This window comes from Nocardioides sp. LMS-CY, from assembly GCF_018732145.1.
GTDB lineage: Bacteria > Actinomycetota > Actinomycetes > Propionibacteriales > Nocardioidaceae > Nocardioides > Nocardioides soli.
In genome coordinates this window covers 2,540,916-2,565,733 of the sequence record NZ_CP076104.1, presented here as the reverse complement: position 1 = coordinate 2,565,733, position 24,818 = coordinate 2,540,916, and the positions used below count along the sequence as shown (strand labels likewise).

Sequence of the window (24,818 nt, the reverse complement as noted above, 5' to 3'; positions counted from 1 at the left end):
ACGTCCCGGGTCGACGTGGCAGGCGCCGATCGTTGGTCGCGTCCAGCTCAGCTCCTAAGGGTGTCACCGGGAGGCCTCATCGGATCGGCCCCGCTCTCATGGGAGCCGCGCTGACTCCGCTGCGCGAGGCAGGGCCCGTCCCGGCGTACGACCGACGGTAGTCGGTGCCCGGTGCCCGGACGTGGACCTCGACGGCGCGGCTGCGCCCGCCGGGGAGCCCGGCCACCGGGGCGACCCGCAACCGGTAGCGGGTCGTGCTCTCCGGGGTGACCGTGAAGGTGACCGTGCCGTCGGCGGTGCTGGTGCCGGTGCTCACGACCGTCCACGGCGTCTTGGGCTGGAGGGTCCGCGCGGCCAGCGCGACGGTGGCACCCGCGACTGGGCTCTCGCCGTGGACGACGGTCCCCGCGACCAGCGTGCTCTCCCCCCGCTCGATCTCCGGAGGCTCGACGACGATCGTCACCGTCGGCCGGACGTCGACCTCGACGATCGCGCTGGTCGTGGGGCGGAAGGTCGCGGAGCCGGCGTACGCGAGCCGGTACGTCGTACGCACCTTCGGCCACACCCGGAAGGCGACCCGGCCCTGGCGTCCGGTGCGGTGGCCGGTGCGGAACTGCCAGCTCCGCTGCGTCGCGGTGCGCGACAGCAGCACCACGGACTTCCCGGCGACCACGGTCTCGCCCGCGCGGAGCGTGCCGCGGAGCACGCCGCGACCGCCGGCCGGCACCACCCCGCGGACCGCACGCGCCGAGAGCGTGGTCGGCAGCCGCCGCGCCGGCTGCTGCGCGGTGTGCACCCGCAGGGTCGCGACGCCGCTGACCCGCGGCTGGGCGTCGTCCGCCCCGGCGTAGCTCCACCGGTAGCGGGTGGTCACCTCGGGACGCACGTCCAGGCGCAGGTTGCCCCGGACGCCCGCGACCGCGGCACCGATCGGGGTGAAGACCTGCTCCCCCTTCGCCCGCGCCTCGAGGGCGACCTCGCGCCCCTCGGCGGGCAGGCCCGCGACCCGGAGGTTGCCCACGACGGTGCCGGTCCTGCCCACCGTGATCGAGGGCAGCACCGTGCGGATCGAGATCGAGGTGGCGGCCGGCGCCGCGACCGATGCGGTTGTCGACGCCCCCGCCGACGCACCGGACGCGACACCGACAGCCCCGAGCCCGACGAGCGAGGTCGCGACCAGCGTCATGGCGACGAGCGCATGCCTCAGCCCGCGGGAGACGGTGGCGGCGGACGAGGACGACGAGGCACGGGTGCGGGCCATGGGTGCCATGGTGCTGCCTCCTCGGGTGGTCTCGTCCAGCGCGTCTCACCACCCAAAGCGTCGGCGACCCCGATTCCGTTACACCCGCAGCACCGCCGCGGTGGTTGAGGTGCGAAGGCGCGCTGGCGCCTGAGACGCTTCGAAACCACCGACCCGGGTCATCTGGGGTGGGCTGGTGTTCGCTGGGGCCGGGAGGGGGAGGTACGTCGTCCCGGTGGAACACCCACCGCCCGGTGAGCGTCCGTGGATAGTCCGTCACGAATGGCTGGCCGATCACGGGGAACGACAGCCGAAACGTGACGGACTATCAAACCACGAGCCCGACCGCGAGCCGGCAGCCGCGCTGCGCCCGAAATGAGAACCGGCGGGGAGCCGAAGCTCTCCCGCCACTACCAAGGTATAGCCGACCGGGGGTCTTGCGGCAAGGCCCCCGGTGTGCCGCAGAATCTCCGCTCCGGCCGCTCGCACCCCACGGGAGCTGACACCACGTGACCCCTCTGACGAGCAGCGCGTTCGCGCTGCCCGAACATCTCGCAGTCAAGGCCGACCCGGCCCTGATCGCCGACGACGAGCGGCACTTCGCCGCCATCGCGGAGAGCCTCGAGCACTCCATCGCGGACCTCGACGAACGGCTCGACACCACCCGGAAGGCACCCGGACGCGCCTACCAGGAGGCGCTCGACCGCGACCAGGAGGTGCACCGGCTGACCGCCCGGCTGCGTACCCTGCGTCGCTTCAGCCTGGACCTCTGCCTGGGCCGCCTCGTCACCTCCGGCAAGCCCGACGGCACCGGCGGCGAGGCGGTCTACATCGGACGCCTGGGCCTCACCGACCGCTCCGGTCGGCGGCTCCTCGTCGACTGGCGCTCCCCCGCGGCGGAGCCGTTCTTCGCGGCCACCCACGCCGAGCCGATGGGCCTGGCCAGCCGGCGCCGCTACCGCTGGACCGGCGGACGGGTCACCGACTACTGGGACGAGGTCTTCACCGCCGAGGCGCTGGAGGACGCGCGGCGCGGCAAGGTCGCGCTCGACGACGACTCCGCGTTCATCGCGAGCCTCGGCAGCAGCCGGTCGCCGCGGATGCGCGACGTGCTGAGCACGATCCAGGCCGACCAGGACGCGATCATCCGCGCCGGCTCGCGCGGCGCGCTGGTCGTCGACGGTGGACCGGGCACCGGCAAGACGGTCGTCGCGCTGCACCGCGCGGCGTACCTGCTGTACGCCGACCCGCGCCTGGGCGGGCGCCGCGGCGGTGTGCTCTTCGTCGGTCCGCACCGGCCCTACCTGGCGTACGTCGCCGACGTGCTGCCGAGCCTCGGCGAGGAGGGTGTGCAGACCTGCACGGTGCGCGACCTTGTGCCCGAGGGCGGGTCCGCACCCGACGAGGTCGATCCGGAGGTCGCCCGGCTGAAGTCGACGGCCGACATCGTGCACGCGATCGAACCCGCGGTCCGGCTCTACGAGGAGGCGCCGACCGAGGGCATAGAGGTCGAGACGCCCTGGGTGGACCTGTGGCTCAGCGCCGACGACTGGGCCGAGGCGTTCGCCGCGGTCGACCCCGGCACCCCGCACAACGAGGCCCGCGACGACATCTGGGAGGCGCTCGTCGCCATCCTGCTCGACAAGGTCGACTCCGATGCCGACGTCCCCGAGGACCAGCTCCGGCGCGCGCTGCTGCGCAACGGGGCGCTGGTCGACGCCTTCGATCGGGCCTGGACCCTGGTCGACCCCCACGACCTGGTCGGCGACCTGTGGTCGGTGCCGGCGTACCTGCGTCGCTGCGCACCGTGGCTGAGCGCCGAGGAGGTCCGGCTCCTGCAGCGCACCGACCCCCATGCCTGGACCCGGTCGGACCTGCCGCTGCTCGACGCCGCCCGGCTGCGCCTCGGCGACCCCGAGGCGTCACGGCGCCGCCGCCGGCGCGAGGCCGCGCTCGCCGCCCAGGCCGAGGAGATGTCGCACGTCGTCGACCACCTGATCGCCGACGACGACTCCGAGATGAAGGTGATGTCGATGCTGCGCGTCGAGGACCTCCAGGGCGCTCTCGTCGACGAGAGCGTCGCGCCGGTCGCCGACCCGGACCTGCTGGCGGGTCCGTTCGCGCACGTCGTGGTGGACGAGGCGCAGGAGTTGACCGACGCCGAGTGGCAGATGCTGCTGCTTCGCTGCCCGTCGCGCAGCCTCACCATCGTCGGCGACCGCGCCCAGGCGCGGCACGGGTTCGCGGAGTCGTGGCAGCAGCGGCTCGAGCGCATCGGCGTCGGTCAGGTCCGGCACGCATCGCTGACGATCAACTACCGCACGCCCGAGGAGGTGATGGCCGAGGCGGAGCCGGTCATCCGGGTCGCCATCCCCGACGCGAACGTGCCGACGTCGATCCGCAGCAACGGCCGACCCGTCGTCCACGGGTCGGCCGCCGGCCTGGACTCGATCGTCGCGTCCTGGGCGGCGGAGCACCCCGACGGCACCGGCTGCGTGATCGGCACCCCGTCGTTCCAGGCGGCGTACGCCGGCACCGACCGGGTGCGCTCGTTGACCCCCGAACTGGCGAAGGGCCTGGAGTTCGACCTCGTCGTGCTCGTCGACCCCGACTCCTTCGGCACGGGCATCGAGGGCGCCGTCGACCGCTACGTCGCGATGACCCGGGCGACCCAGCAGCTGGTGGTGCTGACCAGCGACTGACGGCGGGTCGGCGGGTCGGCGGGTCGACGGGTCGGCGATGAGCAGGCAACCAACTGCGACGTGGGAGAGGTTGCTGGCTCACCGCCAGCGGAACTCACCCGCACCCGGCGGTGAGCAGGCAACCGACTGTCGCGGCGAAAGGGTTGCTGGCTCACCGCCCCACGGTCCCGACGGCTCCGGACCCCGGCCGGCTACCCGACGTACGCCCCCGTGGTGCCACCCAGGTCCATGGCGGGGAGGCCGAGCTTGCGGTGGTCCCACGTCCGCACCCGGTCGGGGTCGAGGCGGATCGCGGCGCGGTTGTGGGCCATGAACTGCACGAACGGCCGCATCTCCTCGGAGTAGGGGCCGTGGTAGCGCTCGAAGATGTTGACGCAGACGTCCCAGACGACGGCCTCGTCCTCGATCACCACGCCGCGCCCCTCGATCGCGACGCCGCGGAGCTGGTCGTAGGTGTGCCCGGCCTCGACGAGGAACGAGCAGCGCGGGTCGCGGCGCAGGTTGAGCGTCTTCTGCGCCTTCCGCTTGGTCTCGAACCAGATGTGGTCGTCCATCACGGCGTACCACATGCCGACCAGGTGGATCTGCCCCTGCGGGCCGAAGGTGCCCAGGGTCGAGGACCGCTGCTGGTGCAGGAACTCGACCTGCTCGTCGTGGCTCATCACGACCTGGGCGCGCTGGTTGGCCATGTGGTCAGCCACCGAAGGCGTGGGTCGCCGTGACGCCGCCGTCGATGGAGATCTCGGCACCGTTGACGTACGCCGACTCGTCGCTCGCGAGGTAGACGTAGAGCGGTGCGATGTCCTCGGGGTACCCGACCCGGCGCAGCGGCACCTTCGAGGCACCGAACTCCATCGCGACGTCGCCCCCGTGCACGCGGGTCATCGGCGTGTCGATCATGCCGGGGTGCACGGAGTTGACCCGGACCCCCTTCGGGCCGAGCTCCATCGCGGCGCACTTGGTCATGCCCCGGATCGCCCACTTGGTCGCGGCGTACGCCGTGCAGCCGGCCATGCCGGCCAGGCCCTCGACCGAGGAGGCGTTGATGATCGAGCCGCGGCCCTCGCGGCACATCACCCGGCTGACCGTCTGCATGCCGAGGAAGCAGCCGAGCTGGTTGACCCGCCAGAGCAGCTCGACCTCCTCGGCGGGCATCCGCTCGATGTCGCCGAAGCGCAGGATGCCGGCGTTGTTGGCGAGCACGCTGACCGGGCCGAAGCGCACGCCGATGTCGTCGACGACCCGCTCCCAGGAGGCCTGGTCGCTGACGTCGTGCTCGGCGAAGTGGGCCAGCTCGCCCAGCTCGTCGGCCAGCGCCTGTCCGGCCTCCTTGGCGACGTCGGCGATGACGACCTTGGCGCCCTCGGCCACGAACGCCCGCGCGATCGCGGCACCCTGGCCCTGCGCGCCGCCGGTGACGATCGCAACCTTGCCCTCCAAGCGCGCCATCAGACGGTCAGCTTCATGATCGAGTCGGCCGCGAAGCCGACGGAGGGGTCCCGGTCACTGAAGTAGCCGCCCAGCTGCTTGTCGAGGTCGTCGGCGGTCCAGAGCGAGCCGGACTTGTCGAAGCGCTCCTCGACCACCGGCGCACCGACCAGCGCGACCATGCCGCCGTACACGACGAAGACCTGCCCGGTGATCCGGGCGGCCGCGTCGGAGGCGAGGTAGGCGACCAGCGGGGCGACGTGCTCGGGCGAGTAGGGGTCGACCTCCTCGCCCGAGGTGTCCGCACCGAAGACGTCGGCGGTCATCGCGGTGCGGGCCCGGGGGCAGATCGCGTTCGCGCGTACGCCGGAGCTCGCCATCGCCCGCGCCGTGGAGACCGTCAGCGCGGCGATGCCGGCCTTCGCCGCGCCGTAGTTGGCCTGACCGGGAGGCCCCGAGAGGAACGCCTCGGACGCGGTGTTCACGATGCTGGCGCCGACCGGACCACCGGTCTGCTTCGCCAGCGCCCGCCAGTGGGCGGCCGCGTTGCGCGAGAGCAGGAAGTGGCCGCGCAGGTGGATGTGGATCACCTGGTCCCACTCCTCGTCGCTCATGTTGAAGAGCATCCGGTCGCGGGTGACGCCGGCGTTGTTGACCACCACGTCGAGCCGTCCGAAGCCCTCGACGGCCGCCGCGAGCAGCGCGTCGGCGGTGGCCCGCTCCCCCACGTCGCCGGCCACGATGCTGGCCGCGCCACCGCGGGAGCGGATCTCCTCCGCCGTACCGTCCGCGCCGCCGGGCAGGTCGTTGAGCACGACCCGGGCCCCGGCGTCGGCGAGGGCGAGCGCCTCCGCGCGACCGAGGCCGGCCCCGGCGCCGGTGACGATCGCGACCCGACCGTCGAGAGATGCTTCGGACACGTGCTCACTCCTCCAGCGAGATCGCCGCGCGCGGGCAGGCTGCCGCGGCGCGCTTGACCGCTTCGATGTTCTCGGGTGTGGTCTCCTCGGTCTTGAGCTGGAGATAGTCGTCGTCGTCCAGCTCGAAGACATCGGGCGCCATCGCCTCGCACAGCCCGTTGGACTCGCAGAGGTCGAAGTCGACCTTGATCTTCATGGGTTCAGCCCCCTTCACTCGAATGGCCCGGGAACACGTGCGCGCTCGGGTCGAGCACGACGGCCGCGTTGTTGATCGCCGTCGCCGCCTCGCCGAAGCCGACGGCGATCAGGCGCACCTTGCCGGGGTACTCGGTGATGTCTCCGGCGGCGAAGACCCGCGACAGGTTGGTGCGCATCGAGGAGTCGACGACCACGTGCCGCTTCTTGACCTCGATGCCCCACTGCTGGATCGGCCCGAGGTCGGCGACGAAGCCGAGCGCGGCGACGATCGCCTGCGCCGGGCGGGTGGTGGTCTCGCCCTCGACGAGGATGTCGACGGACTCGACGGTGCCGTTGCCGCGGATCGCGGACACCTCGGCCTTGGTGACGATCTCGACCCGGGACGCCCGCACCGCCTCGACCGTGCGCGCGTGGGCCCGGAACGCGTCGCGCCGGTGCACGAGCGTCACGGACTGCGCGACCGGCTCCAGGTGCAGCGCCCAGTCGAACGCGCTGTCGCCGCCGCCGACGATGACCACGTCCTTCCCGGCGTACGGCTGGAAGCTCGGCACGAAGAACTCCAGGCCCCGGCCCAGCCAGCCCTCACCGGCCGGCAGCGGCCGGGGGCTGAACTTGCCGATGCCGGCGGTGATCAGCACCGCCTTGGCCCGCACCTGGGTGCCGTCGTCGAGGCCGACGGTGACGCCGTCCTCGTCCTCGACGAGCGTCGAGGCGGTGCGCTCGAGCAGGTAGCGCGGCTCCGCGGTGCCGGCCTGCTCGACCAGGCCCTCGACCAGCTCGCGGCCCTTCACGGACGGGAAGCCCGCGACGTCGAGGATCTGCTTCTCGGGGTACATGGCGGTGATCTGACCGCCGAGCTCGGGCAGGGAGTCGACCACGGCGACACTCATGCCGCGGAAGCCTGCGTAGTAGGTGGCGAACAGGCCGGTCGGACCGGCACCGATCACGACGAGGTCGGACTCGACCGTGTTCACCGCTGACGAAGGATTGACTGATGACGAAGGCACGCCGCGATCCTTCTCCACTCGGGTGAACGACTCAACTATAACACGTTCTAATTTTTCCCGACTCTACTTGGTTTCGATGTCCGACACCAGCCAGCCGTGGCCGGTGCGCACCACGGTGACCAGCGCGCGGTACTGCGCGTACGCCGTGGCCGGCGCGCCGTCCTGGACCTTCTCGACGTACTGGTTGAGGAAGAGCAGCGCCTGCACCTGCCGCGGCGAGGCCTGCACGACGCCCTGGGCGACCGCCTTGACCTGCAGCTCGGTCCGCTGCTCGACGAACTGCTCCTTGATGCCGTCGGCGGTCGTGCGGTACTCCTCCGCGAAGGTGTCGGTCATCTGCTCGGTGGCCTTCTCGACCTGCGCGTCGTAGTCCTGGTAGGAGGTCGAGAGGATCTGCTCGGTCGCGCGCGCCGCGGCCTCGACCGCGGAGCGGTGGGTGAGCTCGCCGGTCACGACCGGCCGCGCGGCCGACACGGTCGGCTCGGGATCGCGGTTGAGATAGACGATCTCCCCGACGCCGATCGCCGCCAGCACCACCACGACGGCCACCAGGATCCACGTCGTACGCCGGCGGCCACCGCCCTCCGCGTCAGGGGAGGTTTCGAGGCTCGGCGCTGGCGCGCCTCGCACCTCAACCACCGGCTCCTCCGCCGGCGCGCCTCGCACCTCAACCACCGGGCCCTCGGTGGTTGAGGAAGGCGCGCTGGCGCCTGTCTCGAAACCACCCCCCGCGCCGCCGTCACCGCCGTCACCGCCGTCACCGCCGGAGGTTTCGACGCTCGGCGCCGGCGCGCCTCGCACCTCAACCACCGGCTCCTCCGCGCCGGAGCGGCGGCCGGCGAGCTTGCGGGGACGGCCCACGGACGGGCGGGAGCCTCCTCGGCGGGGCGTGCTCATTGGACGAACTCGACGTTGTTGGTGAGCCAGTCGCCGTCCTCGAGCACCAGGTCGACCTTGAGCCGGAACTGCCGGGCCACCGGCTTGTTGTCGGTCGAGGCGTTGGCGACCGTGCCGGTGGTGGCCACGATGACCGAGGCGCTGTCGTGGTCGGTGTCGACGACGCCGGCCCAGAGCACCTTCCCGTCCATCACCGACTTCGCACGGGTCAGGATCTTGAGCACCTCCTGGGCGCTGGAGTCGTACTGCTCGGCGAACTCGCCGGTCGCACCCGCGGCCACGGCGTCGACGCTCTCCTGGGCCTTGCGGTAGTCGATGTTGACGAACGCCTCGACCTCCTGGCGCGCGGCGGCGAGCACATCGCCGTACCGCTCCTGCTCCGCCTCGGCGTGCCGCCTGTCCGAGCGCTCCTGGGTCACCAGCACCGCACCGAAGACGCACGCGGCCGCGAGCACCACCGCGAGCGCGCCGAGCGCGACGTTGAGGCCGCGCCGCCCCGGCCGCCTCATCTGCTCACCACCGGTCCCACCAGGAGCCACTTCCATGCGTCCTCTCCCAGGATCGACAGGTTGCCCTGATCGAGGAATCGTACGGGCCGACCTCGCTTGTCGACGGCACCCTCGACGATGCCCGTGCCCGGGTCGTACGCCGTGCGGTAGAGCCGCCCTGGCGACGGGTTGCCGGGCGACCCGGGCGCGTAGTTGGAGCCGCGCATGGCGAACGGCGGGCCGTCGGCGCACCGGGCCGGGAAGATCGGGCCGTCGGACAGGTCCGTGGGTGGCCGCCAGTCGCCACGCGGCCGATAGCCGTTGGTGCACGGCGGCTGGCTGTAGTCGAGCTGCAGGTTGACGTGGCCGTAGCCGTCGCCGGGGGTGCCGGTGAAGCCGGTGGCGATCGTCCGCGGGTAGGTCACCAGCAGTTGTTCGAGCCCGTCGAGGTGGGAGACGACGACCTGGTTGACGCTGACCGCGCTGCCGAGCAGCACCGGGAGGGTCGGCCCGAGGTCGTCGAGCATGGCGTCGAGCTCGCGTGCCGTGCCCGGCGTGCCGTCGAGCACGGTGCGCAGGTCGCCGTCGCTCGCGGCCAGGGTGTCGGTCAGGGAGCGCAGGTCGCGCGCGAGCGAGCGGATGTTCTCCCGCTGGCCCTGCTGGGTGTCGAGCACGCGCTCGCCCCGGTCGAGCAGCCGGATCGTCTCGTCGGTGTGCGCGGCCGCCTCGCGCACGAACTCGCTGCCGCTGTCGAGCAGCCGCTGCAGCGGCCGGCCGGTGTCGTCGAACATGGTGCCGAGCTCGCGGACCACCGTGCGCAGGCCCTCCTTGTCGACCGAGCCCACGAACTGGTCGAGCTCGACGAGCAGGTCGGCCTCGTCGACCGGCAGCGACTCGGCGGTGCCGGTGAGGGTGTCACCGGACGCGGCGTACGGTGCGCGGTCGTCGGCCGGTTCGAAGTCGAGGTACTGCTCGCCGACCGCCGAGAGGTTGTGGACGTACATCGGGGCGTCCTTCGGCAGCTTCGTGTCGTCCTGGAGCGCGAGGTCGAGCGTGACACCCTCGGCGGTGGCGTCCATCCGGGTGACCTTGCCGATCTTCACACCGCGGTAGGTGACCTCGCTGCCCTCGAAGAGGCCGCCCGAGGCGGGCAGCGTGGCGTGCACGGTCAGGCCGCGGCCCAGGAGCCGGTCGACCAGCCCGAGGTAGGAGCCGGCGATGTAGACGATGCCGACGGCGCTGAGCACCAGGAACGCGCCGATCCGGATCCGCAGACCGGTCATGACGGACCGCCGTAGAGGGCAGACGGGCTCGGCGGTGCCTGGCGCGGGGTGGCACCGCCGACCAGGCCGCCGACGAGGCCGTCGAGGAGGCCACCGAGCCCGTCGCCCGGGTCGGTGGGTGCCGGTGTGTCGCCGGAGCCGGTGCCTCCGGGCGGGCTCAGCAGGTCGAGGAGATCCTCCAGCAGCCCCGGTACCTCGGGTCCGGCGCCGCTCCCACTGGGCAGCGCGTTGACGACGGCGCAGACCGGGTTGGCGTCGTACTGCTTCTTCGCGCACTCCGCGAGGAGGTTCTTGAAGAGCCGCAGCTGGTCGAGCACGGCGAGGCAGGCGTCGCCGCGCAGGTCGCCGCTCTCGAGACACTGCTGCACCTTCGGCAGCACCTCGCCGACGTCGGGCAGGACCGGCGGAAGACCTCCGCCCGGTCTGCCGTTGGGGATGACGTTCTCGAGGTTGATGTCGGCGCGGATCGAGGTGTTCGCGTAGTCGCCCCTGACGATGTCGCCGGCCTCCTTGGGGAAGGGGAAGCTCACCAGCAGGTTCAGGCCGGGGGCGAGCGAGTCGCCCGCCTCGTGCAGCCGCGCGAGCACCGGCTGCAGGTGGTCGAGCGAGGCGAGCAGGTCGTCCTTGCTGGCGCCGATCACGCGGGTGCCGACCCGGCCCAGCTCGTCGAGCGAGGAGAGCATCGAGATCAGCTCGTCGTGCTGGGCGGCGAGCACCTCGACCGCCGGTCCGGTGGCGTCGAGTGCGTCGGTGATCGTCTTCTTCTCCCGGTTCAAGGTGGCCGTCAGGTGCGCGATCGACTCCATCGCCCGGATGATGTCCTCCTTCTGGTCGTCGATCGCGCCGACCACGCTCTCGAGCGATCCGAGCAGGTGCCGCAGCCGGCCGGTGCGGCCGTCCATCACCTCGTTGAGCTCGTGGGTGATGGTGCCCAGCTGGGCGACGCCACCGCCGCTGAGCAGGAACGACAGCGCGCCGAGCACCTCCTCGACCTCCGGGTTGCGGCCGGTGGTGGCCAGCGGGATGGCGTCGCCGTCGGAGAGCCGCCCGGTCGGCCGCTGCCCGGCCGGGGCCTCGAGCGCGACGTACTTCTCCCCGAGCAGGCTGACCTGGCGGATGTCCGCGATCGCGTTGTCGGGCAGCTCGACGTCGTCCTTGACGCGCATCGTGATCCGGGCGTGCCAGCCGACCCGCTCGACGTCGGTCACCTCGCCGACCGTGACGTCGTCGACCATCACCGGCGAGCGCGGCACGACGTTGAGGATGTCGGCGAACTCGGCCGTGACCTCGAAGGAGTGGTCCTCGTCGACCGGCGAGCCCGGCAGCGGCAGGTCGTAGGCACCGTCGAACCTGCAGCCGCCCGCGACCACGGCGAGGGCCACCAGGGCCATGAGGAGCGTGATGGTGCGCGGGGCCCGGGTCACGAGCGGCCTCCCATCAGGGCCCCGAGGCCGCCGGGTACCGACGGCGAGCGCTGGGCTCCCTGCGGCCTGGCCGGCGGGATCGTCGGCACCTGGTCCTCGACCGGCTCCAGCAGGCTCTTGAACAGGCCGCAGGCGAGGTCGGCGAGGTTGCGCTGGATGCTGGCGTTCTGGACGAGCGCGCAGAGGAACCCGTCGGCGTCCCAGACGTTGCCGCTGATGCCGATGCGCGAGCCGATCGTGCCGGTCTGGTCGTTGAACGCCAGGCCCAGGTTGCCGATCGCGGTCGGCGCGATCCGCAGCGCGGTGTCGAGGCTGGACTTCTCGGAGTTGATCGTCTGCATCACGCGGGTGAGCTTCTCGATGTCGGTCACCAGCGCCTCGCGGTTGTCCTTCACGAAGCCCTTCACGGTGCCGACCGCGTCGGCGACCGCCGCCAGCGCCTGGCCGATCTCGGTGCGCTCCCCCGCGAGCTGCGCGGAGACGCCCGCCAGGTCCTTGACGAAGGCCCGCACGAACCGGTCGTTCTCGGCGAGCGTCGTGGTCACCGCGGCGAGCTGCGAGACGGTCTCGAAGAGCGGGCCGCTCCCGTCGCCGAACGTCTCGGCGGCCGCCGAGAGCTCCCGGAGCATCTCGTTGCCGAGCTCGCCCTTGCCGTCGAGTGCCTTCGCCCCGGCCCGCAGGACGTGGTCGAGCGTGCCGTCGCGGTTGACGCCGTTGGGGCCGAGCGCCTCGGAGAGGTCGCGCAGGCTCGCGTAGATCCGATCGAGCTCGACGGGCACGGCGGTCTCGGCCAGCGGGATGTCGGCCCCGTCGGCCATCGGCTCGTCGCCCTGCTGGTACGCCGGGGTGAGCTGCACGAAACGGTCGGCGACCAGCGTGGGGGTGACGATGGCGGCCTTGGCGTCGGCGGGCACGTCGTACGCCGCGTCGTACTCCAGGTCGACCCGCACCGAGTTGCCCTCCGGCACGACCGCGGTCACCCGGCCGACGTTGACGCCCAGGATCCGCACGTCGCTGCCGCGGTAGATGCTGACCGCGCGCGGGAAGTGGGCGGTGACGGTCTTGGTCTCGGTGTCGTCGTCGACCGCGAAGAAGTAGATGCCGGAGACGAGCACGAGGGTCAGCACCCCGGCGAGCACGCGGCCGGCGAAGGTGTTGAGCCGGTCGGGCAGCACGGCCATGTCAGTCCTCCAGCCTGGTCGGGACGAACTCGCCGGTCGGGATCGCGAGCAGGTTGGACGCGTAGGCGTCGAACCACGGGCCGGTGCCGATGATGTTGCTGAGGATGTCGACGTACGGGCCGAGGGCGTTGAGCGTCGCCTTGAGCTCCTTCTCCTTGGCGTTGAGCAGCGAGAGCAGGTCGTCGACCTCCTGGAGCGCGGGCCCGATCTGGGCGCGGTTGTCGGCGGCGACGCCCTTCAGCTGGCGGGCCAGGTCGCGGGCGTTGACGAGCAGCAGGTGCACGGCCTCCTTGCGCTGCTGCACCTCCTGGAAGACCAGGTCGCTGTTGCGCATCAGCGACACCAGGTCGTCGCTGCGCTTCGCGAGCACTCTGCTGACGCCCTGCGCGCCCTCGAGCAGCGCCTGGATCTGCTGGTCGCGCCCGGCGACCGAGCGCGACAGGCGGGCGATGCCGCGCAGGCTCGACTCGATCTCGGGCGCCGCCTGGTTGGTCGTGTCGGCCACGACGTCGAGCGCCTTCGCGAGCCGCTCGGTGTCGATCCGCTCCGTCGTCGTGGTCAGGTCGCCGAACACGCCGACGATGTCGTACGCCGACTCCGTGCGGTCGGCCGGGATCACGTCGTCCTCGCCGAGCTGTCCCGGTCCGGCCGGCTGCAGGTCGAGGTACTTCTCGCCGAGCAGGTTGAGCACCTCGACCGACGCGCGGCTCTCGGTGCCGAACGCCACGCCGTCGTCGACGTCGAAGGTGACCACGACCGTGTTGCTGTCCTCGAGCGCGACGTCCTGGACCCGGCCGACCCGGATGCCGCCGACCTGCACCATGTTGCCTCGGTGCAGGCCGCTGGCGTCGGTGAACTCCGCGCGGTAGGTGCCGCCGCTGAAGCCCGGGAATCGGCCCAGGTTGAACGCCGCGACCAGGATCAGCGCCATCGCGAGCAGCGTCACGGCGCCCAGCCGCAGTACCCGGGCCTCGCTGTACTTGCGCGAGGTGCTCACTCCGTCGCCTCCGCCCCGTTGCAGCGGGGTGCGGTGGACCGGAAGTCGAGGTGGTTGAGCTCCTTGATCAGCAGCTTGAGGCCCGGGAGGTCGCCGAGGCCGGCCGGCAGCGTGATGCGCCCGCTGAAGCCGCAGACGTAGTAGTTGTACCAACTGCCGTAGGTGCCGGTGCGGGTCTGGTCGCTCATCGACTCGGGGAGCCGGTCGAGCATCTCGACGACCTGGGCCCGGGACTCCTTCCGGTTCAGCAGATGGGCCAGCCGGCGCAGCTTGGCGACGTCCGACTTGATCAGCGGGCGGCCCTGCCGGAGCAGGTCGGCCACGACCACCGTCAGGTCGGAGATGCTCTCCAGCGACGACCCGATCGTCGAGCGGTCGCGGGCCAGGTCGGTCATCCAGCCCTTGAGGCCGATGACGAGGTCGTTGAGCTGGCGGTGCCGGCCGTCGATGGTCGTCAGGGTCTGGCCGAGATTGTCGACGACCCGGCCGATCAGCCGGTCGCGGTCGGCGAGCGTGTTGGTGAGCGAGGCGGTCTTCCGAAGCAGGCCCTGCACGGTGCCGCCCTCGCCCTGCAGCACCTGCACGAGGTTGAGGCTCAGGTCGTTGACCTGCTGCGGGTTCAGCGCCTGGAAGAGCGGCTGGAAGCCGTTGAAGAGCGTGGTCAGGTCGAGCGCCGGCCGGGTCTGCGCGATCGGGAGCGTGCCGCCGGGCTCGAGCGGACGCGCGCTCCGGTCGCTGCCCTCCTCGAGCGCGAGGTAGCGGTCGCCGACCAGGTTCAGGAACCGGATCTCCGCCCGTGACGACGTGGTCAGCGGCACGTCGGCCTTGACCCGGAAGGTCACCAGCGCCTGGCTGCGGTCGTGATGCTCGACCTTCTTGACCTCCCCGACGCTCACGCCGGCGACGCGCACGTCGTCGCCCTTCTCGAGCATCGACGCCGTGCTGAAGACCGCGTGGTACGTCGTACCGGCACCGAAGCCGACGTTGCCCATGATCGCGGCCAGCAGGCCGGTCACCAGGAGCGAGACGACGGTGAAGATGCCGAGCTTGATGCCGGCGGCGATGGTGGTCGAGTTGCGCGACATCAGCGCTCACCACCGTCAGCCTGGCGGACCACCGGTCCGTACAGCAGCGACCCCAACGAGCCGAACTCGTCAGCCGGGCGCCCGGTGCGCTGGGCGAGCAGCCCGTTGACGATCTGCTGCTCCCCCGCACTGCCGGAGTAGTCGGCGCCGACCCGGTTGAGCGCGGCCCCGTTCAGGTTCAGCAGGTCGGGCAGCAGGGCCGTGGGCGGGTGCTCGTCCATGTCGCTGCCCTGGTCGAGGGCGATCGGGGGCGCCGGCACCTCCGGGTTCGGCAGGCCGAGGCACCAGGGCCCGTGGCCGACCTCGCCGTACGTCGGGCGGTCGCGCTCGTCGTAGGCGCGGTACTGCGGGGTGCCGATCTCGAGGTACTGCTTGACCTGGTTGCCCTCGAAGGTCCGGGCCAGCCGGGGTGCGTACTTCGCGGCGCCCTTGATCAGGCACGGGAACTCCGGGGAGTAGGCCGCGAGCAGCCGCAGCATCGGCTCGGTGACCTGGCCGAGCCGGATCAGGTTGGCCCCGTTGTCGCGGAGGATCCCGGTGGTGGTGTCGGCGACGCCGCCCAGGTCCGCGAAGAAGGTGCCGAGCTGCTTCCGGCTCTCGACGATCGTCCGGCTCGTGGTCGTGACGTTGCCGAGCGCGGCGAGCAGGTCGGGCGCGGCGAGGTCGTAGGTGTCGGCGACGGCGGCGAGCTTGACCAGGTCGCGGCGCAGCGTCGGTAGGTGGTCGCCGATCTCGCCGAGGTAGCCGTCGAGCCCATCCATGGTCTCGCCGAGCTGCTCGCCGCGGCCGCCGAGCGCCGTCGCCAGCGCGTTCAGGGTGGCGTTGAGGTCGGCGGGGCGCACCGACCGCAGCAGCGGGAAGAGGTCGGCGAGGATCCGGCTCAGCTCGACGTTCGTCTCGACCCGGTCGGCGGGGATCACGGCGCCGTCGGCGAGCGGCACCTCCGAGGGCCGGTCGGGCAGCACCAGCGAGACGAACTTCTGGCCGAAGAGCGTCGTCGGCAGGATCTCGACGCCGACGTTCTCGGGGATCTGTCTGGCCTCGTCGGGCTCCAGGGCGACCGTGATCACCGCCTGGCTGCCGTCCTGGTCGATGGCGCGGACCTGGCCGACCAGTGCGCCGTGGAGCCGGACGTCGCCGAACCTGGCGAGCTGGAGTCCGGCCCGGTCGGCCTGGATCGTGACCGTGGTGACCTTGTCGAAGGCCTTGTTGTAGATGGCGATCGAGAGCCCGATCAGCAGCGCGATCGCGGTCAGGAAGGCGACCCCGGCGACCAGCAGCCGGGCGTGCTCGCGCCGGCTGTCGTGGTGGATGTTCACGAGCATCGGTGGCCGCCTATCCCGTGATCCGCACGGTGGTGGTCGAGCCCCAGATCGCGAAGCTGAGGAAGAAGTCGGCGACGACGATCGTCACGATGCTGGTGCGGATCGCCCGGCCCACGGCGGTGCCGACGCCCGCCGGGCCACCCGAGGCGGTGTAGCCGTAGTAGCAGTGGATCAGGATGACCGCGGTCGCCAGGAAGAGCAGCTTCACGAACGACCAGACCATGTCGATCGGCGGCAGGAACTGCAGGAAGTAGTGGTCGTAGGTGCCCGGCGACTGGCCGTAGATGATCGTGGTGATCAGTCGTGGCGAGAGGTACGACGCGCAGAGCGCCACGATGTAGAGCGGGATCACCGCAACGAACGCCGCCACCATGCGGGTGGTGACCAGGAACGGCAGCGACGGGATGCCCATCACCTCGAGCGCGTCGATCTCCTCCGAGATCCGCATCGCGCCGAGCCGGGCGGTGTAGCCGCAGCCGACGGTCGCGGCCAGCGCGATCGCCGAGACCAGCGGCGCGACCTCGCGGGTGTTGAAGTACGCCGAGATGAAGGCGCTGAACTTCGCGACGCCGATCTGGCTCAGTGACGCGTACCCCTGGATGCCGACCTCGGTGCCGGCGAAGAACGCCAGGAACGCGATCACGCCGACGGTGCCGGCGATCAGCGTGAGCCCGCCGGCACCGAAGGTCACCTCGGCGAGCGTGTTCACGATCTCGCGGGGGTAGCGCCGCACCGCCCGCGGCACCCAGGCGAGCGCCTTGACGTAGAACAGCAGCTGGTCGCCGTACTGCTCGAGGGAGTCGCGGCCTCCCTTGACGAAGGAGCCGCCCAGCGCACCGATGCTCGCCATGGCCTACAACCCCGGGGGTGGGACGACTTGGAAGTAGATCGCGGTGATCACGGCGTTGAGGAAGAACAGCAGCATGAACGCGACGATCACCGACTCGTTGACCGCGCGGCCGACGCCGCTGGGGCCGCCGCCGGCGTTGAGCCCCTTGTAGGCGCCGACGATCGCGGCCAGCCAGCCGAAGACCAGCGCCTTGACCATCGAGATGTAGAGGTCGTTGATGCTGGCCAGTGCCGTGAACGACGACAGGAAGGCGCCCGCGGAGCCGCCCTGCACGATCACCGTGAAGAAGTAGCCGCCGCCGATGCCGGCGCCGATCACGATGCCGTTGATCATCACCGCGACGAACATGGTGGCGACGACACGGGGCGCGATCAGCCGCTCCAGCGGATCGACGCCGAGCACCTCCATGGCGTCGATCTCCTCGCGGATCTTGCGGGCGCCCATGTCGGAGCAGATCGCCGAGCCGGCCGCGCCGGCGATGATCAGCGCGGCCGCGATCGGCGCCGCCTCGCGGACCACGGCCAGCACGGCCGTGGCGCCGGCGAACGACTGCGCGCCCAGCTGCCCCGTCAGGTTGCCGACCTGCAGCGAGATCACCGCGCCGAACGGGATCGAGACCAGGATCGTCGGCACCAGCGTGACGCTCGTGATGAACCACGCCTGCTCCACGAACTCACGAAGCTGGAACGGCCTGGTGAAGATCCGCCTGGTCACCTCGATGACCATCACCGCGATCTCACCGGGACCATGGACCACCGACGCAGCGGAGAACGCCACGCTTCACCTCCCCAACTGGTCTAGACCGCATGCAGATTAGAACGTGTTCTCATTTCGCGCAACGGGTCGAGCGCTCCCAGCTAGAACCCGTTCTCCCCGTCAACGACGCTCCTCCCCGGAGGTGACGCACCCCGGTGGCGGTCGGTGGTTTCGAGGCTCGGCGCTGGCGCGCCTCGCACCTCAACCACCGGGACTACGGCGGTTGAGGTGCGAAGGCGTTCTACGCCTGAGCCTCGAAACCCGCCGCGCCCATACGGTGGTTGAGGTGCGAAGGCGTTCTACGCCTGAGCCTGGAAACCACCGTCACGCTCGGCGGCCCGCCGCTGCACGGCCGCCCGCCGCGACAGATCCGGCAGGGCGTCGTACTCGCCCCGGATCAGCGCCTCTCGCTTCCTCCGGCTCCACCCCTGGACCCGCTTCTCGTACGCGAAGGCCTGCTCGATCGAGTCGAACCAGCACGACCAGACGAGGGTCACGGGCCGCCGGCTCCGGGTGTACGTCGCCCCCAGGTCGGGGCTGTTGTGCTGCCACACCCGAGCCTCGACGTCCCAGGTGCTGCCGACGTAGTAGGTGTCGTCGGCGCAGCGGACGATGTAGGTGTACGGCACCCCGCCAGCCTCGGCCGGAGCCGTGCCCCGGGCAACAGGCGGTCGCTCGCCTGTGGACGACGGTGGCCAGTCGGGTGGTTTCGAGGCTCGGCGCTGGCGCGCCTCGCACCTCAACCACCGTTGCCCGGTGGTTGAGGTGCGAAGGCCGCCAGGCCTGAGCCTCGAAACCACCACCCTCCTACGAGCCCGGTTCCACGGTGGTTGAGGTGCGAAGGCCGCCAGGCCTGAGCCTCGAAACCACCACTCTCCTACGATGGCCGCGTGGACAGGGAGGTGTGGTCGTCGTTCACCCGCGACCCGCGCGATCGGCAGTACCAGGCACTGCGCGCCTCCGATCAGGACCGGTCGATCCTGCTGCAGGTCCTCTCCGAGGCCTACGCCGACGGCCGGCTCGACCGTGACGAGTTCGACGAGCGCAGCGACGCCGCGCGGACGGTGCGGACCCTGGGCGACATCGACCCGCTGCTCCGCGACCTGGTGCCGGCGAAGCCGGTGCCCGGCGGCAGCCTGGTCGGCACGTCGCGGAGCGACCTGGAGCAGCTGGCCCACCAGCACTGGCGCTCGAAGCGGCGCGAGGCGGTGTTCTCGTTCGTCGGGGCGAGCACCCTCACCACCGGCATCTGGCTCGCGACCAGCTTCCGCGACGGCGGCTTCAACCCGTACTTCTTCTGGCCGGTCTTCGTGATCGTCTTCAGCCTGCTGCACCTGATCCGCACCGCGACCACCCGCCAGGAGATCGTCGACGGCGAGATCCGCCGACTGGAGCGCAAGCGCGACAAGGACCTGCGCCGGAAGAGCTGGGGCCGGTGATCCTGCGCTGGGAGACGGTGCGCACCCATCCCTCGGCCGTCCTGCTCGCGGCCCAGCTCGTCGCGGTGCTCGCCTACCCGTTCCTGGACTCCACCGCCGGGGGCCGCGCCGTGGTCGGCGTGGTGCAGCTCGGCATCGTGCTGGCCGCGCTCGCCGCCGTCCGTCCGACCCCCGCGCTCACCTGGATCGCGGTGCTCTTCGGCGCCCCGGCGATGCTGATGACGATCGCGGAGGCCGTGCAGCCCGACCACGACGTGGTCGTGCTGGTCTCGGCGATCTTCCACGTGCCGTTCTACTTCTACATCTCCTACGCGATGCTCCGGTACCTCTTCCACGACGACCGGGTCACCCGCGACGAGCTGTTCGCGACGGGCGCGGCGTTCACCGTCGTGGCCTGGGGATTCGCCTACCTGTACGCCGCGTGCCAGGCGATCTGGCCGGGCTCGTTCATCGGTGCCGGCAGCGGTGACACGCGCAGCTGGTTCGAGCTGCTCTTCCTCTCCTTCAGCTCGCTCACCAGCGTCGGCCTCTCCGACGTGGTGCCGGTGCAGGCGCACGCCCGGTCCTTCGTGATGGTCGAGATGGTCGCCGGCGTCTTCTACGTCGCGCTCGTGGTCGCCCGGTTGGTCAGCCTCGCCGTGCTCCGCCAGCGGCCCTGAGCTCTGAGCACGCGACCTGGCGTCGGATCCGGGTCGTGGGGGCACCATGTACCCATGGGCACCGTCGGTTCGCCCTCGATCGCGCAGCCTGACTACTGGTGGTACCGGGCCCGCGCGGGCCTGCTGCGCGCCGCTGTGGGCCGCTACGTCGGCAGACCCGCCGCCGTCCTGGACGTCGGCAGCGCCGACGGGCCGAGCGTCGGGTGGCTCGCACCGGGAGCCCGTCGGGTGGCGGTCGACCTCGACCGGCGCGGCCTCGCGCCGGGTGACGTGTGTGCCTCCGCGATGCGGCTGCCGTTCGCCGACGCGACGTTCGACGTGGTCGCCGCCTTCGACGTCGTCGAGCACTGCGAGCCGGAGGCGGCCGCCCTGGCCGAGCTGACCCGAGTCCTGGCTCCCGGGGGCCGCCTGCTGGTGAGCGTGCCGGCCTACCAGTGGGCCTGGTCGGACTTCGACGTGCAGAACCGGCACCATCGGCGCTACACCCGGCGGCGCCTCGTCGCCGCGGTCGAGGCGCAGGGCCTGGACGTCCTGCGCGCGACGTACCTGTTCGCGGGCACCTTCCCGTTCTTCGCCGCCGATCGGCTGCGCTCCCGCGTGCTGGGCGGCGGGTCTCGGGAGGCCTCGGCCGACGGCGTCCCGCGACTACCGCAGACCGGGCCGACGGTCGAGAAGGTCCTGCTCGCGGCCGCCGGCCTGGACCGCCGGCTGCTCCCCCGCTGGGACCTGCCGTTCGGCTCGTCGGTGGTCGTGGCCGCGCGCAAGGAGGCGGCGTCGTGATCGGGTCGCGGGAGCACGCGCTGTCGGTCGTCGTCCCCGTGTACCGCGGCGCCGACACCCTCGACGCCCTGGTCGCCGAGCTCGCGCCGTTGACGACGGCCTTCCGCACGCCCGCGGGTCGTACGGCACGGGTCGCGGAGGTGCTGCTCGTCCACGACTGCGGGCCCGACGACTCCGACGTCGTGATCCGCCGGCTGGCCGCCGCCCACGACTGGGTCCGCCCGGTCTGGCTGAGCCGCAACTTCGGTCAGCACGCCGCGACCCTCGCCGGCATGGCGTCCTCCGGCGGCGACTGGGTGGCGACCCTGGACGAGGACGGCCAGCACGATCCGGCGTACCTCGGCCCGATGCTCGACCGCGCGATGGCGGACCGGGCCGACGTGGTCTACGCGGCGCCGGTGAACCCCGCCCCGCACGGGGCGTTCCGCAACGTGTCGTCCCGGTGGGCCAAGCGGACGCTGCGCTGGCTGACCGGCAACCGGGACGCGGGCAGCTTCCACAGCTACCGCCTGGTGCTCGGCGAGGTCGCCCGCAGCGTCGCGGCGTACGCCGGACCCGGCGCCTACCTCGACGTCGCGCTCGGCTGGGTGGCCCAGCGGATCACCACTTGCCCCGTGCGGCTGCGCTCCGAGGGCGAGCGCGCCTCCGGATACCGGCTCCGCACCCTGCTCTCGCACTACTGGCACTCGGTGCTCACCGGCGGCACCCGGCTGCTGCGGGCGGTGAGCGTGCTCGGGCTGCTGTTCGCGACCATCGGCTTCGCGCTGGCCGTGGTGCTGGTGTGGATGCGGCTGCGGCACTCCATCCACCCGGCGGGCTGGACCTCGCTCGCGGTCGTCGGCCTGATCAGCTCCGGCACGATCCTGCTCGCGCTGGGCGTGATCGCGGAGTACGTCGGGGTCGCGGTGCACATGGCGATGGGCCGGCCGCTGTACCTGATCGTCGGCGACAGCCAGGAGGGACCGCTGGGCGCCGACGAGGAGGAGCCGCTGCCGGTCGAGGAGCCGGAGCCCTCGTGACGACGCTGCTGGTGGGACGCGGACTCCTCGGCGGCCACGTCGAGGAGCGACTGCGAGCGACCGGGGACGACGTGCACACCGTCGCCGTCCCGTGGGCCGACCACGCCGCCGCGCTGGACGCGCTCCGCCACGCGGCCGAGATCGTCGGCGCGCGCAGCGGCTGGCGGCTCGCCTGGTGCGCCGGGGCCGGCGTCGTCGCGACCCCTGCGGCGGAGCTGGCCGCGGAGGTGCGGCTCTTCGGCGCCTTCGTAGGCACGCTGACGCACCCGCCCGCGAGCATGTTCCTGGCCTCCTCGGCCGGTGGCCTGTACGCCGGCTCGCCCGACCCGCCGCCGTTCGACGAGGGATCGACGGTGGCCGCGCTCGCGCCGTACGGCGTCGCGAAGCTCGACATGGAGGAGCTCGCGGGCCTGCTGACGGCCCGCGGCACCCGGCTGCTGGTGGGCCGGATCTCGAACCTCTACGGACCGGGGCAGGACCTGTCCAAGCCCCAGGGCCTGATCGCCCAGCTCTGCCTGGCCCACGAGACCCGCCGCACGCTCAACGTGCACGTCTCGCTCGACACGCTCCGCGACTACCTGTTCGTCGACGACGCGGCGGCGATGATCGTCGCCGGGCTCGACCTGCTCGACGCCGAGCCGCCGGGGACCACCGTGACGAAGGTGCTCGCGTCGGGGCGAGCTGCCTCGATCGCCGCGGTGGTGGCCGAGGCGACCCGGGTGCTGCGCCGCCACCCCCGGCTCTCGACCCGGCAGGCCGCCGGAGGTCAGGTGCGCGACCTGCGACTCCGGTCGGTGGTGTGGCCGGAGGTCGACGCCATGGCACGGACCCCCTTCGCCGCCGGTCTGCGCGCGACCGCCGACGACGTCGCGGCGCGCACCCGCTCGGCCGCGGGCCGGTCGACCCGGGCCGGCGGATGATCCGCCGCCACCGCACCGACCTGGGCTGGCTGGCGGTCGCGCTCGGCGCCGTCTGCCTGGTCTGGCTGTACCCGCTGCTGCTCGACCCGCGCCACTACTTCCAGGGCGACACCCAGAACGCCTACTACGGGTGGTTCCACCACCTCGGCGAGGCGCTCCTGCACGGCCGGTGGCCGATGCTCGACGTGCAGACGGCGAGCGCCGGCAACCCCCTCGCCGAGGGTCAGGAGGGCCTCTACAGCCCGCTCTCCTGGCTGATCGGCGTCGGCGCCGCTGTGGCGCCGCAGCTGGTCGTCTACGTGACCCTCGTCAAGCTCGCCATCGCCGCGCTCGCGGTGACCGGCTGCTACCTGCTCGCCCGCGGGTACGGCGTACGCCCCGGGCTCGCCGCCGTCGCGGCCGTGGCCGTGCAGCTCGGTGGCTTCACCCTGTCGGCCGACGCCCCGCGCTGGATCGCGGGGCAGCTGGTGGCCGCCCTGGTGCCGTGGGCGTGGTGGGCAGCACGGCGTACCGTCGCAGGCGCCAACCCGTGGCCGCTGCTGGTGTCGACGTTCGTGCTCGTCACGACCGGCTACGTCTTCGGCACCATGTACCTCGGCCTCGTGCTGGTGGGCCTGCTGCTCGAGGCGCTGCTGCTCCGCGACTGGCCGGGCGTGCGCCGGCTGCTGGTGACCGGCGGCTACGTCGGGCTGCTCTGCATCACCGTCTACCTGCCGGGCATCCTGACCGCGTCGGTCACCTGGCGCCGGGGGTGGGAGGTCGAGGGCCCCGGATTCCTGGAGATGGAGCCGGTGACCACGCTCCTGGCCGGGCATCCGACGACCGTCTCCCCCACCGTCAGCCTCCTCGACGACCCCGGGCTCGGAGCCGACCAGGTCACCTTCACCTACGTCGCGTGGTTCCTCCCGCTCGCGTGCTGGGTGGTCTACGCCAGGCTGCGGCACGACTGGCGGTCGCTGGTCTCCCTGGTCGTGCCGCTCGCCCTGGCGGTCGTCTGGACGCTGCTGCCCTATTACATGGGGCCGATCCGGATGCCGGGCCGGGTGATGGCGATGGTCACCCTGACCGGGGTGCTGCTGCTCGTCGTGCTCCTCGACCGGGCGCTGGACCGGGCGGTGGCCTGTCGGCCGAGCCGGCTGCGGCTCGGGCTCAGCCTGCTGTGGGTCGCGGCCGCAACGGTCGGCGCGGCGCTGCTGTGGCCGAGCTCGGCGTGGCTGCAGGCGGGCGCCGGCGCGGCGGTGGTGGTCGCCGTGGTGGCGACCTTCGTCGCGACGCCGCGTCGACGGCTGGTGCCCGCGGTGATGATCGCCGCGTCGGTGGGGCTCGCCGTGCTGCAGCTGACCGCCCAGCCCGCCGGGCTCGGGGGGCAGCGCGGGTCGCCGGGCGAGCTCTCGGCGTACGCCGACCTGCTGCCGGGCGCCGCGGGCGACGTGTTCGTCATCGGGCTGAGCCCCGAGGTGCTCGAGGAGCATCCCGAGATCGGCCGGTCGGTGCTGCCCGGCAGCCTCTGGGACCTCACCGGCAAGCCGGTGCACAACGGCTACACCCCGATGGGCTTCCGGGCGTACAACAACCGCTTCTGCGTGCGGTTCAACGGAGACGCCTGTCCCGAGGCGCTCGACCGGATCTTCGAGGTCGAGCCGACCACGGGGCGGCCCTGGGTCGACCTGCACTCGATCAGCACGCTGGTCCTGGTCGACCTTCCGGTCGCACGCACGGCGAGCCCGCCGGCCGGGTGGCACGTCGTCGGCGACGAGGGCGAGGACACCGTGGTGACCTGGGTGCGTGACCGCCCGCTGCCGACCGCCGGTGGCATCGTCTGGTCGTCCCCGGGCACCCGGGTCCACGAGGTCGCCCGCACCGAGACCGCCACGACCTTCGTCGTCGACGAGGTCGGCCCCGACGCGAGCGTGGTGCTGAGCCGGATCGCCTGGCCGGGCTACGAGGTGGACGGCGCGACCCTCGACGACCCGCTGGGCGGGCACCTGGTCCGGGTCGCGCTGTCGCCCGACGACGTCGGCAGCACCGTGACCGTGCGGTTCCGGCCGCCCGGGTGGCGCCTGGAGCTGGCCGCGCTCGGTGCGGCGGTCCTGCTCGGCCTGGCCTGGGCGCTGGTCCACGCGGTGCGACGCCGCCGCGACCGATCCGGGCTCCCGGGCCGGCCGCCCCGCCCGCCGGGTCGGCGCGACTCGGGCTTCGCGGTCAGGTCGTCCGGGTAGC

24 protein-coding genes are annotated in these 24,818 nt (G+C 72.1%); 7 read left to right on the top strand and 17 right to left on the bottom strand.

All coding sequences use genetic code 11. From position 1 onward, the window contains the following. Positions 1-76: 76 nt before the first annotated feature. Entirely contained in the window at positions 77-1,261 is a 1,185-nt protein-coding gene (locus KM427_RS12365; protein WP_215527364.1) for a hypothetical protein, read from the bottom strand. A 488-nt stretch (positions 1,262-1,749) separates the two neighbouring features. On the opposite strand from KM427_RS12365, the gene helR reads away from it, so the two are divergent. Then, entirely contained in the window at positions 1,750-3,942 is a 2,193-nt protein-coding gene (helR, locus tag KM427_RS12360) for an RNA polymerase recycling motor ATPase HelR (RefSeq protein WP_215527363.1), read from the top strand. A gap of 191 nt (positions 3,943-4,133) precedes the next feature. Here helR and KM427_RS12355 read toward each other — a convergent pair whose 3' ends face one another. The 16 genes from KM427_RS12355 to KM427_RS12280 all read right to left on the bottom strand — a co-directional run bounded on the left by KM427_RS12355 (position 4,134) and on the right by KM427_RS12280 (position 18,410). Then, positions 4,134-4,631, bottom strand: coding sequence for a pyridoxamine 5'-phosphate oxidase family protein (locus KM427_RS12355; RefSeq protein ID WP_215527362.1), 498 nt, complete (start codon positions 4,629-4,631; stop codon positions 4,134-4,136). Positions 4,632-4,635: 4 nt separating this feature from the next. Beyond that, on the bottom strand, positions 4,636-5,391 hold the full coding sequence (locus KM427_RS12350) for a glucose 1-dehydrogenase (RefSeq protein ID WP_215527361.1): 756 nt from the start codon (positions 5,389-5,391) through the stop codon (positions 4,636-4,638). Further along, positions 5,391-6,290 carry a 3-oxoacyl-ACP reductase gene (locus KM427_RS12345; protein WP_183594944.1) on the bottom strand — a complete coding sequence of 300 codons (900 nt, stop codon included), beginning with the start codon at positions 6,288-6,290 and terminating at the stop codon, positions 5,391-5,393. Before KM427_RS12345 ends, KM427_RS12350 begins: the two co-directional genes overlap by 1 nt. Positions 6,291-6,294: 4 nt before the next feature. After that, entirely contained in the window at positions 6,295-6,486 is a 192-nt protein-coding gene (locus KM427_RS12340; RefSeq protein ID WP_183594943.1) for a ferredoxin, read from the bottom strand. Positions 6,487-6,490: 4 nt separating this feature from the next. Beyond that, on the bottom strand, positions 6,491-7,462 hold the full coding sequence (locus tag KM427_RS12335; protein WP_183594942.1) for an NAD(P)/FAD-dependent oxidoreductase: 972 nt from the start codon (positions 7,460-7,462) through the stop codon (positions 6,491-6,493). 96 nt (positions 7,463-7,558) lie between these two features. Beyond that, positions 7,559-8,392, bottom strand: coding sequence for a hypothetical protein (locus KM427_RS12330; RefSeq protein ID WP_215527360.1), 834 nt, complete (start codon positions 8,390-8,392; stop codon positions 7,559-7,561). Beyond that, positions 8,389-8,901 (bottom strand): Rv1363c family protein, encoded by a 513-nt coding sequence (locus tag KM427_RS12325; RefSeq protein WP_183594940.1) that lies wholly within the window; start codon positions 8,899-8,901, stop codon positions 8,389-8,391. The genes KM427_RS12330 and KM427_RS12325 overlap by 4 nt, the downstream gene beginning before the upstream one ends. After that, entirely contained in the window at positions 8,898-10,163 is a 1,266-nt protein-coding gene (locus KM427_RS12320) for an MlaD family protein (RefSeq protein ID WP_215527359.1), read from the bottom strand. The genes KM427_RS12325 and KM427_RS12320 overlap by 4 nt, the downstream gene beginning before the upstream one ends. Beyond that, the gene (locus tag KM427_RS12315; protein ID WP_252275326.1) at positions 10,160-11,587 is read right to left on the bottom strand and encodes an MCE family protein; all 1,428 of its coding nucleotides are present in this window, start codon (positions 11,585-11,587) and stop codon (positions 10,160-10,162) included. The genes KM427_RS12320 and KM427_RS12315 overlap by 4 nt, the downstream gene beginning before the upstream one ends. After that, positions 11,584-12,768, bottom strand: coding sequence for an MCE family protein (locus KM427_RS12310; RefSeq protein WP_215527358.1), 1,185 nt, complete (start codon positions 12,766-12,768; stop codon positions 11,584-11,586). The genes KM427_RS12315 and KM427_RS12310 overlap by 4 nt, the downstream gene beginning before the upstream one ends. A gap of 1 nt (position 12,769) precedes the next feature. Beyond that, positions 12,770-13,765, bottom strand: a complete 996-nt coding sequence (locus KM427_RS12305; protein WP_252275324.1) for an MCE family protein — start codon at positions 13,763-13,765, stop codon at positions 12,770-12,772. Beyond that, the gene (locus KM427_RS12300) at positions 13,762-14,850 is read right to left on the bottom strand and encodes an MCE family protein (protein ID WP_215527357.1); all 1,089 of its coding nucleotides are present in this window, start codon (positions 14,848-14,850) and stop codon (positions 13,762-13,764) included. Before KM427_RS12300 ends, KM427_RS12305 begins: the two co-directional genes overlap by 4 nt. After that, positions 14,850-16,175, bottom strand: coding sequence for an MCE family protein (locus tag KM427_RS12295; RefSeq protein WP_215527356.1), 1,326 nt, complete (start codon positions 16,173-16,175; stop codon positions 14,850-14,852). Before KM427_RS12295 ends, KM427_RS12300 begins: the two co-directional genes overlap by 1 nt. 10 nt (positions 16,176-16,185) lie before the next feature. Then, the gene (locus KM427_RS12290) at positions 16,186-17,025 is read right to left on the bottom strand and encodes an MlaE family ABC transporter permease (protein WP_183594935.1); all 840 of its coding nucleotides are present in this window, start codon (positions 17,023-17,025) and stop codon (positions 16,186-16,188) included. A gap of 3 nt (positions 17,026-17,028) precedes the next feature. Further along, positions 17,029-17,802 (bottom strand): MlaE family ABC transporter permease, encoded by a 774-nt coding sequence (locus KM427_RS12285; protein WP_252275322.1) that lies wholly within the window; start codon positions 17,800-17,802, stop codon positions 17,029-17,031. A 278-nt stretch (positions 17,803-18,080) separates the two neighbouring features. Further along, positions 18,081-18,410, bottom strand: coding sequence for a GIY-YIG nuclease family protein (locus tag KM427_RS12280; RefSeq protein WP_215527355.1), 330 nt, complete (start codon positions 18,408-18,410; stop codon positions 18,081-18,083). A gap of 261 nt (positions 18,411-18,671) precedes the next feature. On the opposite strand from KM427_RS12280, the gene KM427_RS12275 reads away from it, so the two are divergent. The 6 genes from KM427_RS12275 to KM427_RS12250 are packed head-to-tail and all read left to right on the top strand — an operon-like array spanning position 18,672 to position 24,817. Beyond that, positions 18,672-19,220, top strand: coding sequence for a DUF1707 SHOCT-like domain-containing protein (locus tag KM427_RS12275; protein ID WP_183594933.1), 549 nt, complete (start codon positions 18,672-18,674; stop codon positions 19,218-19,220). Then, complete coding sequence (locus KM427_RS12270) at positions 19,217-19,879, top strand: ion channel (protein ID WP_252275320.1); 663 nt, start codon at positions 19,217-19,219, stop codon at positions 19,877-19,879. The genes KM427_RS12275 and KM427_RS12270 overlap by 4 nt, the downstream gene beginning before the upstream one ends. 54 nt (positions 19,880-19,933) lie before the next feature. After that, positions 19,934-20,659: a class I SAM-dependent methyltransferase gene (locus tag KM427_RS12265; protein ID WP_215527354.1), complete on the top strand. Its 726-nt coding sequence runs from the start codon at positions 19,934-19,936 to the stop codon at positions 20,657-20,659. Further along, positions 20,656-21,678, top strand: a complete 1,023-nt coding sequence (locus KM427_RS12260) for a glycosyltransferase (RefSeq protein WP_252275317.1) — start codon at positions 20,656-20,658, stop codon at positions 21,676-21,678. Before KM427_RS12265 ends, KM427_RS12260 begins: the two co-directional genes overlap by 4 nt. After that, on the top strand, positions 21,675-22,598 hold the full coding sequence (locus KM427_RS12255) for an NAD-dependent epimerase/dehydratase family protein (RefSeq protein ID WP_215527353.1): 924 nt from the start codon (positions 21,675-21,677) through the stop codon (positions 22,596-22,598). Before KM427_RS12260 ends, KM427_RS12255 begins: the two co-directional genes overlap by 4 nt. Beyond that, positions 22,595-24,817: a hypothetical protein gene (locus KM427_RS12250; protein WP_215527352.1), complete on the top strand. Its 2,223-nt coding sequence runs from the start codon at positions 22,595-22,597 to the stop codon at positions 24,815-24,817. The genes KM427_RS12255 and KM427_RS12250 overlap by 4 nt, the downstream gene beginning before the upstream one ends. Position 24,818 lies beyond the last annotated feature (1 nt).